Origin of the sequence: Amycolatopsis sp. NBC_00348, assembly GCF_036114655.1 — a bacterium.
In the GTDB taxonomy this organism is placed as follows: Bacteria; Actinomycetota; Actinomycetes; order Mycobacteriales; family Pseudonocardiaceae; genus Amycolatopsis.
This window is the reverse complement of sequence record NZ_CP107994.1, coordinates 6064658-6079507: the sequence shown is the minus strand read 5'-3', so window position 1 is coordinate 6079507 and position 14850 is coordinate 6064658. Positions and strand designations below refer to the sequence as shown.

Below are 14850 nucleotides of genomic sequence, written 5' to 3'. Positions count from 1 at the left end.
GCGTCGGGCAGGCCCGAGGGGGTTCAGCGTTTCAGCGTGAAGGTGAAGTCGCCGGAGAGCTTGCCGCTCAGCCGGACCGCCGAGACGAGCTTTCCGTCCGTGAGCAGCTTTTCGGCCTCGGCCCGCGAAAGATCGCACCCTTCGGCGATCAGCCGCAGCGGCCGGACCGGGATCCTGGCCGCGAACCGGACCGCGACGTCGATCACCTCGCGGTCGCGGAGGTCCCCGCCGCCCGTGTCGAGCCGCCAGGCGCCGTCCCAGTCGAGGGCGACGTGGTTGCGGTGGAGCACGACCGGATCTTGGAGCAGCTCGGCCGCCAGGCCGGGATCGTTGTCGTGCAGCCGATCGAGCAGCTCAGGCCGGACGGAGCGCACGGGTACCCGCTCCAGGAACGTGAGCTTCACGGTGTCCCCGCACGCGGTGCAGCGTGCGAGGAGCCAGGCGTCGAGGAGCTTGTGGTGGGCGTTGACGCGGAACTTGCCGTTGACGCGGAAGCGATCGGCCGCGCAGGCGTGGCAACGGCGGCGGACGAGTGGCAGGCGAAGGGGCACGACGGCCCAGTTTTCGAGCATGGGAAGGACACCGTTCAGTGAGAAATCCGCAGCAGAAAGGAACGCGGCGCACCAACGCGACGCGTGAGGAATCAGCGCTCGGAAGATCTCAACGGATGTACAACGGCACGTCCTCGCCTGGACGACTCGGTCACGCAGCACGGTAGTGGCCCGCGGCGGCGCCGATCCAGCGGTTTTCGGGCCGGGCTCAGAGCACGTCGGGGATTTCGGGCCGGGCCAGCTCGCTGCGGGTGTCGGCCAGGACGACCTGGTCGCGGCCGGCTTCCTTCGCCGCGAACACGGCGTCGTCGGCCGCTTGCAGCAGGATCGTGTAGTCCGTGGCCGTCTCCGGGTAAACCGCCGCGCCGATCGACGCCGTCAGGCCGGTGATCACCTCGGGCTTGCCCGGGCGGAGCACCGGGACCTTCACCTCGATCCGCGCGATCGCCGCGCGGATGCGGTCGGCGACGGCCACGATCTCCGTGGTCGTCGTGCCCGGGAGCAGGACCACGAACTCGTCACCGCCGAAGCGCCCGACGTAGTCGCCGCCCCGCACCGAGTTCTGGACGACCGCCGCGATCGCGCGCAGCACCTCGTCACCCGCCAGGTGACCGTTGCCGTCGTCGATGGCCTTGAAGTGGTCGATGTCGATCATCAGCACACCCGCGGTCGACGACAGCTCGGCCGCGCGCGCCAGCTCGTTGCGCGCCAGCTGCACCCAGAACTCCGGCGCCAGCAGCGAAGTCTTCGAATCCGTGCGCGCGGCGGCCTGGAACTGGGGCAGCAGCAGGCCGATGTGCAGCGCCACCGGCGTCACCATGAGCACGGGCAGCAGCCACGGCCGGACCGTCATGACCAGCGCGATGCCGCAGCCGACGCCGACCGCGGCGAGCACGATCAGCACGTCGGACGGGTTGCCGAACGCCTGCCGCGGCGGCTTGCCCGGGTTGCTCATCACGATCGCGAGGATCACCAGCACGTAGTTGAGTCCGAAATAGACGATTCCCGAGACGAGCAGCGCGGTCATCCCGCCGAAACCGTCGAGGTAGGGGATGTAGGGCGCCACGTGCCCGCCCGTGCCGACGGTCAGCACCACGCCGGCGGCCGTGCAGGCCAGGATCACCGTGGCACCGGAGAACACTTTCCGGTGAACAACGCCACGCCTTTTGTAGACGCGAACCCACGAATGGGCGTAACTGACGACGATCACCACCGTGGCCAGTGGCGGTGGCAGCAGGAGGAGCCCGGCGAAGATCCAGATCGACTGCAGGTGCATGTGCGGCCGGCCGTCGGCAGCGAGCTCGCGGATGCGCTCGATGCGTTGCGCCGCTTCGAGGTGCACGATCTCGCCGGCCAGGATCAGGCCACACCAGAGCATGGCTTGACCGCTGATCGGCACGAGGCCGGCGGTCGCCAGGATCGCGACCACGGCGAGCGCGTCGACCACGAGGACATAGCCGAACACCGGAGTGGGCAGCTTCCACATGGCCCACGTACGGATACCCGATCGTGGACGTTCTGAGCTGGGCTTACGCCCTTGGGACCCGGAGAATCCCACGGAACGCCCCTCTTTCCAGGACGGAACTCTTCGCGGAATCGTCACTGTAATCGAATGAATGCGGTGTGTCATTAGGCTGGTCGGGCTACCGTCCGATTACGCACCGTACAAGATCGCCCCACATTCGTACACCACAAGGAGAAATCATGTCGCACTTCCTGTCCAACGCCAACATCGTCCCGTCCCGCCGTCGCGCGCAGCGGCCCACCGACTGGACGCGGCAGCTGCCGACCGACTGGACCCGCGCCATCCCGACGGACTGGACCACGCGTCAGATGCCCACCGACTGGACCGCGCGCGAACTGCCGACCGACTGGACCGCGCACCAGATCCCGACCGACTGGGCCAATGCCGACACCGACGTCGACGTCGCACCACTGCCCGCGTGCCCGACCGACTGGACGACCCGCACCGGTCAGCGCCCGACCGACTGGACGCGGTTCTGAGAACCGAACCCGGTGACCGGGTCCCACTGGGGACCGGTCGCCGGGTCCCGGACCGCCCGGTTCGTGGCCGGGTGGCCCGGAAACCGGCCGGACCGGCAGGACCGCCACGGTGGCTCAGGACGGCTCGGCTGCCGGCTGTGCCCGCCGCCAGAGCCGGGCCGCGCCGAACGCCGCGATCACGCCCAGGGCCCCGGCCGCGGCGACGACGCCATGCGGGGCCGCCCGCTCGGCCGCGAGCCCGGCGAGCACCACGCCCAGGCCCTGCGAGACCCGCAACGCCGTCAACGCGAAGCCGAACGCTTGCGCGCGCTGGGCTTCCGGCGTCAGCTGGACGAACGTCGTGTTGGCGATGAGGTTGTACGAACTGGCGATCCCGGACAGCGTGAGCAGCGCGAGCGTCGCTTCGAGGTCCGGCCGCAGCGCGCAGCCCAGCAGGGCCGCGCACGCCAGCACGGCGAGCGGCCCGAGCAGCTTGCCCCGCCGCTCCGGTGGCACGCGGGACAGCGCGGCCATGCCCACGACGTTACCCAGCGCGTACGCCCCGAGCAGCAGCCCGACGACCACCGCGCCGCCGCCCAGCTCGGCCGCGTACGGCGCCGCGATCGCCTCGCCAGCGATGTAGATCCCGGACACGCAGCCCAGCGCCACCAGTGCGAGCCGGCGCGGGTCGCCGACGACCACCGTCCAGCCCGCGCGGACGTGCCGCCACCAGCGGACGCCGGGTTCGGCGCGTGGCGGGCGCGGGCGCACGCCGATGGCCAGCACCACCGCCGACGCCGCGAAGCTGACCGCGTCGGCCAGCAGCGCCCCGGCGGTGCCGAGCCCGGCGACGAGCAGCCCGCCGAGCGCGAACCCGGCGACCTGCCCGGCCTGCACCAGGATCATCAGCAAACCCATGCCGGGCACGAACGTCTCGGCCGGCAGCACCTGCGGCATCAGCGCGGCCCGCGCGGAGTTCCACACCGGGTTGAACAGCTGGACGCCGACGAGCAGCGCCGCGACCGCGGGCAGCGGCAAGCCGGGCCAGGCCATCGCCGTCACCGCGACCGCGCGCACGACGTCGGCGACGACCATCACCCGCCGCGGCGGGTAGCGGTCGGCGAGGCCGGACAGCAGCGGGCCGCCGACGAGGTCGGGCAGGAACGTCAGCGCGTAGGTCAGCGCGGCCCAGCCGGGCGAGTTCGTGCGGTCGTACACCAGGATCGACAGCGCGACGCGCGCGAGCTGGTCGCCGGTGACGGAGACCAGCTGGGCGCCGAACAGCGCGCGGAACTCCGGTATCGCGAGGACGTCCCGGAACCCTGCCGCACGTGCCGTCATGGCGCCCCCGGTGACTCGCGGAAGCACTCAGCGTACCGGCGCGGACGCAGCCGGTGAACGGCCGTTAGGAGGGGTCGCAGGTGATTTTCGGTTGCGGGTTGTAGCGGACGGTCCGCGTCGAGCGGCTGACCTCGCGGCCGGACGAAGCGTCCTTGAGCACGCGGGTGTCGGTCGTGGTGAACCCGGGCGCGCCGTTGGAGGCGTGGCAGTTCTCCGCCGGCCCCGGCTTGGTCTGCGGGTCGGTCGGGTTGGAGCGGCTGCCCGGGATCGACTCGACGGTGTAGCGCTTGGTGCCCCACAGCTTCACGGTGATCGACGACGGCGTCCAGATCGTCTGGATCGCGATGCCGGTCGCCGAGTCGTTCGTGAACTTGATGTCGATGACGCTGGCACCGTTGGGGTTCTGGAACACCGTCGCCTCGCGCGCGGCGGGGTAGCGGCTGATGTAGTAGCTGTGTTCCTTGTGGCCCGCGTCTTTCATGCCCGAGAAGTAGGACGCGTTGTACAGCGTCGTCGCGAACTGCGAGATACCGCCGCCGACTTCGCGCGCCGGGGCGCCGTTCTCGATCACGCCCGCCTCGACGTACCCCTGCGGCTTGCCGCGCGGGCCGGTGAACCCGTTGAGGCTGAAGGTTTCGCCCGGCTTGACGATCGCGCCGTTGACCTTCTGCGCCACCACGCGGATGTTCGTGCCGGAGTCGGCCGCGAAGCCGTTGGTGGTGAACTCGCCGACGACCTCCTTGACGCCGAGCTGGTTCGCCTGCTCGGTGGTCACCTTGGCCGGGCTGTCCTTGTAGATCGCCGGGACCTCGCGGCCGTCGGTCTTCTTCAGCACCTCGGGCAGCGGCTTGAGGCTCGGGTCCCAGTCGATCGCCCGGCCGTCGGTCGACGGGTCGACCGTGGGCTTGCCGCCTTCGAAGACGATGGTCGCCTCCTTGCCCTCCTTCTCGGTGGACTTCAGCTGCGGCTTGGCGGCGTCGGCGATCTTGGCGTTGTCGATCTTCGGCGTCAGCCCGCCGCCCTCGGCGGGTTCGAAGCTCAGTGCCGCGGCGATCGCGTCCGGCTTCACGGTGGCGTCCTTGCCGTCGCCCTTGACGACGAGCGGGCCCGAGACGGCGGGCTTCGCGAACTGCTCAAGCGCGGCCTGGACGCCTTCGGGCGTGGTGCGGACCGGCGTGCTCGTGACCGGCAGGGCGAGGGTTTCGCCGCGAGCCCACTTCTCGATGACGGCGGCCTTCGCGGCCTCGACGTCGAGCTTCTGCCCGGGCTTCGGCGCGACGGCGACCGGGTTCGTGCCGTCGAACTTCACGGTGCCCTCGGCGGGCTCGCGGTCGACCTGGCCGCGGAGGCTGTCGAGCGCGGCCGCGAGCTTGGTGTCGTCGGCGTGGCTGACGACGCCGACCTCGCGGCTGGAGAACAGCGACGCGAGGCGCGTGAACGGGTTCAGCGGCTGCTCGCCGGCCTGGTCCAGGGTCTGCGTCCAGTCGAGGCGCAGCCCGGCGAGGGTGGGTGACAGGCTGCCCTGGACGTCGCCGGCCGTCACGGCCAGCGGACGGGTGAGCCGCGGCTCGATCTGCCCGCGCAGCTGCTGCTCGGCGGCGGCGCGGTCCATGCCGCCGACGTCGACCCCGGCGACGGTCACGCCGCGCGGGACGCTGCCCTGGCTGACCATCAGGTCGACGCCGTAGACCACGACGAGCAGCCCGAAGACGCCGCCGGCGATCCAGCCGGCCTTGCGCAGGCTCTTCGGCCGGTTCGCCGGAGCTTCGGGTTCGGGTTCGGTGTCGGGGCGGACGACCGGCAGGACGTCCGTCTGCTCACCGTGTGACTCGGGCCAGCGCGGTTCGTACGGCAACTCTCCACCCCTTCAACGCGGCGCCCGATCGCGCCGGTGACGAGGTCAGCGTACGTGGCACCCGGACAAGCCGTACGACTCGCCCTAACGGGGGATGAACCGGTCACTCGGCCAGGGGTCGTGAGTGCGTAACAGTGTTCTAACACTGTTACGCACTCACGACCTCAGCGGGCGTCGGGCTCCGGGTTGTGGCCCGCGCGGGCCAGGAAGTCGAAGTCACAGCCTTCGTCGGCCTGGGTGATGTGCTCGGCGTAGAGCGCTCCGTAACCGCGCTCGAACGGGGGCGCCGGGGGAGTCCACGCGGCCCGGCGCCGGGCCAGCTCCTCATCGGACACCTCCAGCCGCAGGACCCGCGACGGGACGTCCAGCGTGATCAGGTCGCCGTCGTGGACCAGGGCCAGCGGGCCGCCCACGTGGGACTCCGGGGCCACGTGCAGCACGCACGCGCCGTAGCTCGTGCCGCTCATCCGGGCGTCCGAGATCCGGACCATGTCGCTGACCCCGGCTTCCAGCAGGTGCGAGGGGATGGGCAGCATCCCGTACTCCGGCATCCCGGGGCCGCCGAGCGGGCCCGAGCCGCGCAGCACCAGGACCGAGTCCGCGGTGATCGCCGGGTTCTCGATCCGCTTCTTCAGGTCGCGGTAGTTCTCGAAGACCACCGCCGGGCCGGTGTGGGTCAGCAGGTGCGGCTCGGCGGCGAGGTGTTTGATCACCGCGCCGGACGGCGCCAGGTTGCCGTGCAGGACCGCAACGCCGCCCTCGGCCGCCACAGGGTTGTCGCGCGGCCGGATGACGTCGTCGTTGTGCACCGACGCCGCGGCCAGGTTGTCGCCGAGCGTCCGGCCGGTGACCGTGAGGCGGTCGGGGTGCAGCAGGTCGGTCAGCCGCGACAGCAGCCCGGGCAGGCCGCCCGCGTAGTAGAAGTCCTCCATCAGCCAGTCGCCCCCCGGGCGGATGTTGGCCAGCACCGGGACGTGCCGCGCGATCGCGTCGAAATCGCCCAGCGACAACGGGATCCCGCTGCGCCCGGCCATCGCGATCAGGTGGATCACGGCGTTGGTCGAGCCGCCGAGGGCGAGCACGGTGGTGATCGCGTCCGCGTACGCGCGCTTGTCGAGGACCTGCCCGATGCGCAGGTCCTCCCAGACCATGCCGACGATCCGCGCGCCGCTCGCCGCGGCCATCCGGTGGTGGGCCGAGTCGACGGCCGGGATCGACGCCGCGCCCGGCAGCGTCATGCCGAGCACCTCGGCGGCCGACGTCATGGTCGACGCCGTGCCCATCGTCATGCAGTGGCCGGGCGACCGGGCGAGCCCGCGCTCCAGTTCGGACATCTCGGCGTCGCCGATCCGGCCCGCGCGCTTCTCGTCCCAGTACTTCCACATGTCGGTGCCGCTGCCGAGGACCTCGTCGCGCCAGTGCCCGCGCAGCATCGGCCCGGCCGGGACGAAGATGGCGGGCAGGCCCGCGCTCGCCGCGCCCATCAGCAGCGCCGGCGTGGACTTGTCGCAGCCGCCCATCAGCACCGCGCCGTCGATCGGGTAGGACCGCAGGATCTCCTCGGTCTCCATGGCGAGGAGGTTGCGGTAGAGCATCGGGGTCGGCTTCTGGTAGGTCTCCGAAAGCGTCGCGACCGGGAACTCCAGCGGGAACCCGCCGGCCTGCCACACCCCGCGTTTGACCTGCTCGGCGCGTTCGCGCAGGTGCATGTGGCACGGGTTGATGTCGCTCCACGTGTTGAGGATGCCGATCACCGGCTTGCCGAGGTGCTCCTCCGGGTTGTACCCGAGCTGACGGCTGCGGGCGCGGTGGCTGAAGTCGCGCAGGTCGTCGCCGCCGTACCACCGGTGGCTGCGGAGCTCCTCGGGCGTCTTTCGGGGACTCGGGTTCATGTCGACCAGTATGGCATCTGATATATGATCCGGTGGGGCTGGTTGAATGGGCTCCGACACGACCGAGGGAGCCGCGCCATGACCGGGACGTTCAGCCTGCCCGCATCCCGGACCGAAGTGGTCCTGGAGGAGATCCGCCGTGGCATCCTCACGCGCGAGCTGCTCCCCGGCCAGGCACTGGTCGAAGCCGAGCTGGCCGCGCGGCTGGGCGTGTCCAAGACGCCGGTGCGCGAGGCGCTCAAGGTGCTGTCCAACTCGGGCCTGGTGACGTTCAGCCCGTACAAGGGCGCGTCGGTCTGCGTGGTCGACGCCGATCTGGCCCGGTCCGTCTACGACGTGCGGATGGTGCTCGAGCCCGAAGCCGTCCGGCGCACCGTCGAGCGGCGCGACGCCGACCTGCTCGAAGACGCCGCGGACGCGCTGAAGGAGGCGTCGGCGGCGATCGCGGACAAGGACCAGGTCGCGCTGAGCCTGCTCAACCGCCGCTTCCACCGCGCGCTCTACCGCGGCTGCGGCAACCCGCTGCTGGTCTCGATCCTGGACGACCTCAAGGACCGCGCGGCCCTGATCAGCGTCGTCGGCTGGGAGGCCAACCCCAGCTGGAAGAAGGAGTGGACCGAGCACCGGGCCGTGCTGGCCGCGGCCAAGAAGGGCGACGCCGAGGGCGCGGCCGCGCTGCTGCGCGACCACATCGGCGGGTTCCTGGAACGGATCCTGAAGGCCATCGAGTGAAGCTCCTCCTCATCTCCGACACCCACCTCCCGGGCCGCGCCCGCGTCCTGCCCGAGCAGGTCTGGCGGGCGGTCGAGGCCGCCGACGTCGTCGTGCACGCGGGCGACTGGGTCGACGTCGCCCTGCTCGACGAGCTGGAAGCGCGCAGCAAGCGCCTGATCGGCGTCTACGGCAACAACGACGGCCCGGCACTGCGCGAGCGGCTGCCGGAGATCGCCCGCGCCGACCTCGACGGCGTCCGCCTGGCCGTCATCCACGAGACGGGTGCGAAACAGGGCCGCGAGCAGCGCTGCGACGCGCAGTTCCCGGACACCGACGTCCTCGTGTTCGGCCACAGCCACATCCCGTGGGACACGGTCGCGCCGTCCGGCCTGCGCCTGCTCAACCCGGGCTCGCCCACCGACCGCCGCCGTCAGCCGTTCTGCACCTACCAGACGGCCCGGATCTCGGAAGGTGCGCTGACGGACGTCGAGCTGCACGAACTGCCCCCGAGGGGGTAGGAAGGTCCCATGGATCCGGCGTGGGCGTTGCGGGAGATCGCGTTCCAGCTCGAACGCGCGGGGGAGCCGAGCTACCGGGTGCGCGCGTTCCGCAACGCGGCCGCCACCGTCGACAAGACCGACGCCGACCGGCTGGCCTCGATGGCCGAGAACGGCACGCTCACCGCGTTGCCCGGGATCGGGAAGGCCACCGCAGGCGTCATCGAAGACGCGTTGGCCGGCCGTGATCCGGCCTACCGCGAGAAGATCGTCGAGGCGAAGCTGCCGGACGGCGAACCGCTGCGGTCCGCGCTGAAGGGCGACTGCCACACCCACTCCGACTGGTCGGACGGCGGCAGCTCGATCGGCGAGATGGCCGTCGCGGGCCGGGAGGTCGGGCACGAGTGGATGGTCCTGACCGACCACTCGCCGCGGCTGACCGTCGCGAACGGGCTGTCGCCGGAGCGGCTGCGGACGCAGATGCAGATCGTGGCGAAGGCCAACGAGCTGATGGCGCCGTTCCGGCTGCTGCAGGGCATCGAGGTCGACATCCTCGACGACGGCGCGCTCGACCAGGAGGAGGAGCTGCTCGGGGAGCTCGACTTCGTCGTCGCGAGTGTGCACTCGAAGCTGCGGATGCCGGCGCGGGACATGACCCGGCGGATGCTCGCCGCGGTGCGGAACCCGCACGTCCGGGTGCTCGGGCACTGCACCGGGCGGCTGGTCGTCGGCCGCGGCCGGCCGGAGTCGGAGTTCGACGCCAAGGCCGTGTTCACCGCGTGCCGCGAGAACGGCGTCGCGGTGGAGATCAACTCGCGGCCCGAACGCCTCGACCCGCCGATGAAGCTGCTGCGCCTGGCCGCGGAGCTCGGCTGCGAGTTCGCCATCGACAGCGACGCGCACGCGCCCGGCCAGCTCGACTGGCAGGGTTACGGCTGCGAGCGGGCGATCAAGGCCGGGATCGGGCCCGAGCGGATCATCAACACCCGCTCGGTGGACGACTTGCTCAGCCGCTGACCGAGATGTCGGCGACCGGGTGCCGCGCAGGGTCGAGCCAGCGCATCACGGCGTCGAGGTCGGCGCCCGGGATCGAGACGCAGCCCGCGGTCGGCTTCCCGTTCGAGACGTGCAGGAAGAACGCGGACCCGGCGCCCGGCACGGCGGGCGAGCGGTTGTAGTCGAGGACGACGGCGTGGTCGTAGACCGGGCCCGCCTTGCCGAGATCCTCACCGGCGGCCTCGTTGAACGGACACGTGCCGGGAACGCAGGAGAAGTGCGTGTTGTAGTACGGGGACTTCACATCGGACACCCACCAGTCCGACGTCGTGACCTGCCGGTACGGCAGCCGGGTCCCGTTGTTCGGCTGGATCCCGAAGGCCTCGGTCAGCTTCCACACGCCGGCCGGGGTGTGCGACGTCGACTCGCTGGCCTGGCCGACGCCGTCCTTGCCGACGAACGCGCTGACCGGACCGTAGGCCCTGGACCAGCCGGTTCCGGTGCGCTGCCAGGCGGTGAGGACGGCGGTGGTCGCGCTCGCGGAGTCCGCGACGACGGTGACGACCTGGCCCGCGTCGCCGCGGAAGGACAGCGGGACCGCGTCGGCGGGGGTGGCGGCGGTGCTGGTCAGCAACGTGGCCGCGACCAGTGCGGCCACGACCAGCGTGGCGCCGAGGAATCTCCTGCCCATGCCGGAGACCCTAGCGGCGCCACGCGGGTCGCGCACCTACGTCAGTTGATGGTGTAGGAGTCCCCGTAGACCTTCCACTTCAGCGGGGTGTGCAGGTCGAAGTTGCCCGCGTTGAGGAACGTCACCTGCTCGGTGTCGATGCGCGAGGTGTCGGAGTGGGCTTCTTCCTCGTTCATGACGACCTTGCGGGCGGCGAAGAACGCCTTGAGGTAGGTCGCCTCGTCGCCACCCTGTGCCGGCGGCTTCGCCTTCTTGATCGCGGCCGAGCGGATGCCGCCGAAGCTGCTGTGGTCGGTGCCGGGGCCGTGCATGACGATGGCGTCGTAGTAGGCGAACTGGCCGAGGTTGCTGAGGCCGTCCGTCTTGCCCTGGCTCACCGCGGGGTTGAAGTAGACGCGGTCGCGCTCGTTGTTCTGCGCGGTCTGGAACGCGGTGGTGGCCGCGGCCGACTTCCACGCGCTCTCGAACGCCGAGCCGAGCCCGCTGTGCGAGTCGGTGCCGTTCACCTTCTTCAGTGCGGGCAGGTACTTCGCGAGCGGGTTGTTCGGGACGGCGTCGGTGTAGGCCTGGACGAGCTCGAGCATGTCGCCGGTGCCGGAGCAGAAACCGATGATGCCGGCGGTGTACCCGCGGCCGTCACCGATGTCCTCGATGTACTTGTACTGCGCTTTCCAGTCCAGGGAGGAGTTTTCCGCGCTGGAGACCAGCTTCATCGCGATCTCCTTCTTGGCCGCGACGGAGAGGTCGCCGGTCGCCTGCACCGAGGCGCTCTGCGCGGCCAACGGCGCGGGGGCGGCCGAGGAGAGCGCGGGCGTGGTGATCACGAGGGCCGCGACGGAGGCCGCGCCGAGCGCGCCGATCAGGACCGGCCGCAACTTCTTGCTCATGGGGGAAAACCCTTTCCGCAGAACGTGCCGTGGGGGATCACGGCGTCTCGGGCATGGCGGACAGCACCCGGAATTCGACGGCCTTCGGCTGCCGGAAACGGGTTGCTGGGTGGTGCTGCGGCGTAGCGCCACGGTAGCGAAGGGTCAGCACCGCCACAAGGGGGGACGAAGTTGTTTGCAAATAGGGAAAAAAGCCCGGGGAAAGTAGACGATTTCGGTGTGGTCAGCGGGCGCCGGCGAAGATGCGGATGACGTCCGGCAGCACGTTCACCGGGATCGTCGGGTCGATCGCCCGCTGCACGCCCAGGCCGATCCCCAGGCTGAGCAGGGCCGTGGCGGCGTCGTCGGCCGACATCGGGAGCGTGATCCCGAACCGCTCCGCGTACCCCGAGAGCAGGCCCGCGATCGTGTCGCGGATGGTCTTGTCCCGCGCGGCCAGCTCGGCCCGCACGTGCGGGTTGCGCCGGGCGTTCGTGGCGAACTCGACCTCCAGTGCCGTCCACGCCTCGTCGCCGATGCTGCGCTCGGCCCACGCCTGGAACGCCGTCAGCAGGTCTTCCATCCCGTCGGCGCCGACCAGCGCCCCGGCGATCGCCTCGACCTGCTCGTCGTGGATCCGGTCGAGCACGGCGAGGCAGAGCTCGTCCTTGTTGCGGAAGTTCGAGTACACCGCGCCCTTCGAGTACCCGGCCTCGTCGGCGACCTTCTCCAGCGACGTCACCGAATAGCCGTCACGCAGGAACAGCTCCCTGGCGGTCTCGATGAGCTGTTCGCGGGTGCGCGCCTGGCTTTCCGCGCGGGTGAGTCGGGCCATGCCACCACTGTAGCGAGTCGCGGAATCGGGGTACCAGCAGTATCGAAATACTGTTAGTCTTCGAAAATGGAACAACGCGACTTCGCGGTCCTCGTCGTCGGTGCCGGGGCGTCCGGGCTGGGTGCCGCCGTCCGCCTCGGCCAGGCCGGGGTCGACGACCTCGCCGTGCTGGAGAAGGCGTCAGAGCTCGGCGGGACCTGGCGCGACAACACCTATCCCGGCTGCGCCTGCGACGTGCCGTCCGCGCTCTACTCGTACTCCTTCGCCCCCAATCCCGAGTGGACGCGCGCGTTCGCGGGGCAGGCCGAGATCAAGGCCTACCTGCGTGAGACGGCTTCGCGGTTCGGGGTCACCCCGAAGATCCGGTACGGCGTCGAGGTGACGCGCGCGCAGTGGAACGCCCGTGCGGCGCGCTGGGAGCTGGAGACGTCCCGGGGGCCCTACACCGCAAGGATCCTGGTCGCGGGCACCGGGCCGTGGCACGAGCCGCTGATCCCGGACCTGCCGGGCCTCGGCACCTTCCCGGGTGAGGTCTTCCACTCCGCGCGCTGGAACCACGGCTACGACCTCGCCGGCAAGCGGGTCGCGGTGATCGGCACCGGCGCGTCCGCGGTCCAGTTCGTCCCGGAGATCGTGCCCGACGTCGAGCGGCTGCACCTGTTCCAGCGCACCGCGCAGTGGGTGCTGCCCAAGCCGGACCACCACGTCCCGGGCGTCGAACGGGTGCTGCTGCGGCGGTTCCCTTTGCTGCAGAATGCGTTGCGCCGCGTCGAATACGGCGCCATGGAGACGCTCGGGTTCGGGTTCCGGCACCCGTGGCTGCTGCGGCAGGTCCAGAGGCTCGGGCTCGCGCACTTGCGGCTGGCGGTGCGGGACCCGTTGCTGCGCCGGAAGCTCACGCCGGACTACACGCTCGGCTGCAAGCGCCTCCTGATGTCGAACACGTACTACCGCGCGCTCACGAAGTCCACAGTGGACGTCCACACGACGGCCGTCTCGTCGGTGTCCGGAAACCGGGTGGTGGGCGCGGACGGTTCGGTCGCGGAGGTCGACGCGATCATCTTCGGCACCGGCTTCCACATCCTCGACATGCCGGTGTCGGCCCGCGTGTTCGACGGCGACGGCCGCAGCCTCGACGACCACTGGAAGGGCAGCCCTTCGGCGTACCGCGGGACGACGGTGGTCGGGTTCCCGAACCTGTACCTGCTGCTGGGGCCGAGCCTCGGCACCGGGCACACGTCGGCGTTCATGATCCTGGAGGCCCAGCTGCGGCACACGGTCGCCGCGGTGACGCGCACGCTGCGCTCGGACTGGGCGTCGGTCTCGGTGCGGCCCGAAGCGCAGGCGACGTTCAACGCCGAGGTCCAAGCGGCCCTGCCGGGCACGGTCTACCAGTCGGGCGGCTGCTCGAGCTACTACACGGACGTCAACGGCCGCAACAGCTTCAGCTGGCCGTTCTCCACGAGCCGGCTGCGGTCACAGGTGGGCTCGTTCGAGGAAGCGGACTACGAGATCACGCCCGCGCAGGTCACCGGTCGTGAGTGTTTAGGAGGGTTAGAACCCTCCTAAACACTCACGACCGTCAGTCCCACTCCCAGACCATGCCGTAGACGCCCGGCTGTGCGTCCAGCACCGCGATGTGGCTGGTCAGGCTCGGGCCGACCGGGAGCTCCGGCTCGCCGACGACGTCCGAGGAGCCGTCGCGGGGGCGGTGGTAGCGGTAGCAGCGCACTGGCACCGCCGCCGGGTCGAAGTGCGCCTGCAGCACCAGCTGCCGCGCCGGGGCGCGGATGCCGAACTGCAGGTAGCTCGTCTCCGGCGGCTCGCCGTCGTAACCGAAGTCGAAGTCGAAGACGTACGTCTCGCCCGCGCGCAGCGGGTAGTCGAACCGCAGCTCGACGGCCAGCAGCTCGGACGACGGGTCGCGGCGGATCCGGCCGGGGCGGCAGCAGTGCGCCGAGCGCAGCGCCGGGTGGTGGGCGCCGCCGGTCTGCGGCCGGAAGAACGACACCCAGCGGTCGACGCCGTCCTCGCGGCTGGTCACCACCATCTCGGTGCGGACCGATCCCTCGGTGCGGTCCGCAGTGAGCGTCGCCCGCTGGTGCACCGACGCGATCGCGAGGCGCGCGTTGCCGTCGAGGTCGATGCCGTCGCACGAGCCCAGCTCGGTCGGCTCGGCGCCGAGCGCGCTGGCCAGGCTGACGCCGCCGGGAAACGGCTCGGCCCTGCGGGCGCGCGGGCGGGCCGGCGTCACCAGGGCGGTGAGGGCGTCGGCGGGCAGGCCGAGACAGCCTTCCGCGACCCGCACGGCGTGCAGCGAACGTCCCCCTTCAGGGTGACGGCGGCCGCGTCGCCAATAGCTCAGCGTCGCCAGGCTGACCTGGGCGCCGCGGATCGCCATCCGCCGCTGCAGGCCCTCCAAGCTCAGCCCGCGATGCCGGATCACCAGGTCGAAGGCCACGTCGAACGGCCCTTCGCGGACGGCCGCGGCCGCCTCGGCGGGCAGGTCCGCGTCGGCCGGCTCAAGCGCACTCGCCTCCATGCTCACCTCCGATCGGGTAAGCATGAGTACTCGGCGCAGCCGACGCAACGAGGCCTGCCACCAAAGTAGGGGGCAGGCCTCGCCGGT

The 14850-nt window shown here is 71.0% G+C and carries 14 protein-coding genes; 5 read left to right on the top strand and 9 right to left on the bottom strand.

Annotation, left to right across the window (positions count from 1 at the left end; translation table 11 throughout):
• Positions 1 to 23: 23 nt before the first annotated feature.
• Positions 24 to 572, bottom strand: coding sequence for a DUF1062 domain-containing protein (locus OHS58_RS26165; RefSeq protein WP_328644319.1), 549 nt, complete (start codon positions 570 to 572; stop codon positions 24 to 26).
• A gap of 187 nt (positions 573 to 759) precedes the next feature.
• The gene (locus OHS58_RS26160) at positions 760 to 2037 is read right to left on the bottom strand and encodes a sensor domain-containing diguanylate cyclase (protein WP_328644318.1); all 1278 of its coding nucleotides are present in this window, start codon (positions 2035 to 2037) and stop codon (positions 760 to 762) included.
• 218 nt (positions 2038 to 2255) lie between these two features.
• On the opposite strand from OHS58_RS26160, the gene OHS58_RS26155 reads away from it, so the two are divergent.
• Positions 2256 to 2555 carry a hypothetical protein gene (locus OHS58_RS26155; RefSeq protein WP_247055794.1) on the top strand — a complete coding sequence of 100 codons (300 nt, stop codon included), beginning with the start codon at positions 2256 to 2258 and terminating at the stop codon, positions 2553 to 2555.
• A 114-nt stretch (positions 2556 to 2669) separates the two neighbouring features.
• Here OHS58_RS26155 and OHS58_RS26150 read toward each other — a convergent pair whose 3' ends face one another.
• The 3 genes from OHS58_RS26150 to araD all read right to left on the bottom strand — a co-directional run bounded on the left by OHS58_RS26150 (position 2670) and on the right by araD (position 7622).
• Positions 2670 to 3875 (bottom strand): MFS transporter, encoded by a 1206-nt coding sequence (locus OHS58_RS26150; RefSeq protein ID WP_328644317.1) that lies wholly within the window; start codon positions 3873 to 3875, stop codon positions 2670 to 2672.
• 64 nt (positions 3876 to 3939) lie between these two features.
• Positions 3940 to 5730, bottom strand: a complete 1791-nt coding sequence (locus OHS58_RS26145; protein WP_328644316.1) for a VanW family protein — start codon at positions 5728 to 5730, stop codon at positions 3940 to 3942.
• 164 nt (positions 5731 to 5894) lie between these two features.
• Complete coding sequence (gene araD / locus OHS58_RS26140) at positions 5895 to 7622, bottom strand: L-arabinonate dehydratase (protein WP_328644315.1); 1728 nt, start codon at positions 7620 to 7622, stop codon at positions 5895 to 5897.
• A gap of 78 nt (positions 7623 to 7700) precedes the next feature.
• Between araD and OHS58_RS26135 the strand changes: the two genes are divergently transcribed.
• From OHS58_RS26135 to OHS58_RS26125, 3 genes are read left to right on the top strand one after another with little or no spacing between them, the layout of a single operon-like run.
• A complete protein-coding gene (locus tag OHS58_RS26135; RefSeq protein WP_326943588.1) occupies positions 7701 to 8354 on the top strand; it encodes a GntR family transcriptional regulator in 654 nt (217 codons plus the stop codon).
• Positions 8351 to 8854, top strand: coding sequence for a metallophosphoesterase family protein (locus OHS58_RS26130; protein ID WP_328644314.1), 504 nt, complete (start codon positions 8351 to 8353; stop codon positions 8852 to 8854). The genes OHS58_RS26135 and OHS58_RS26130 overlap by 4 nt, the downstream gene beginning before the upstream one ends.
• A gap of 9 nt (positions 8855 to 8863) precedes the next feature.
• A complete protein-coding gene (locus OHS58_RS26125; protein WP_328644313.1) occupies positions 8864 to 9850 on the top strand; it encodes a PHP domain-containing protein in 987 nt (328 codons plus the stop codon).
• Here OHS58_RS26125 and OHS58_RS26120 read toward each other — a convergent pair.
• The 3 genes from OHS58_RS26120 to OHS58_RS26110 form a co-directional block, all read right to left on the bottom strand.
• Positions 9840 to 10520 carry a L,D-transpeptidase family protein gene (locus OHS58_RS26120; protein WP_326943585.1) on the bottom strand — a complete coding sequence of 227 codons (681 nt, stop codon included), beginning with the start codon at positions 10518 to 10520 and terminating at the stop codon, positions 9840 to 9842. The genes OHS58_RS26125 and OHS58_RS26120 overlap by 11 nt on opposite strands.
• Before the next feature lie 41 nt (positions 10521 to 10561).
• Positions 10562 to 11407 (bottom strand): chitosanase, encoded by an 846-nt coding sequence (locus OHS58_RS26115; protein WP_247055779.1) that lies wholly within the window; start codon positions 11405 to 11407, stop codon positions 10562 to 10564.
• 223 nt (positions 11408 to 11630) lie between these two features.
• Positions 11631 to 12221: a TetR/AcrR family transcriptional regulator gene (locus tag OHS58_RS26110; RefSeq protein WP_247055777.1), complete on the bottom strand. Its 591-nt coding sequence runs from the start codon at positions 12219 to 12221 to the stop codon at positions 11631 to 11633.
• 66 nt (positions 12222 to 12287) lie between these two features.
• On the opposite strand from OHS58_RS26110, the gene OHS58_RS26105 reads away from it, so the two are divergent.
• On the top strand, positions 12288 to 13790 hold the full coding sequence (locus tag OHS58_RS26105) for a flavin-containing monooxygenase (protein WP_328644312.1): 1503 nt from the start codon (positions 12288 to 12290) through the stop codon (positions 13788 to 13790).
• 13 nt (positions 13791 to 13803) lie between these two features.
• On the opposite strand, the gene OHS58_RS26100 is transcribed toward OHS58_RS26105, so the two are convergent.
• Entirely contained in the window at positions 13804 to 14763 is a 960-nt protein-coding gene (locus OHS58_RS26100) for a hypothetical protein (protein ID WP_328644311.1), read from the bottom strand.
• Positions 14764 to 14850 lie beyond the last annotated feature (87 nt).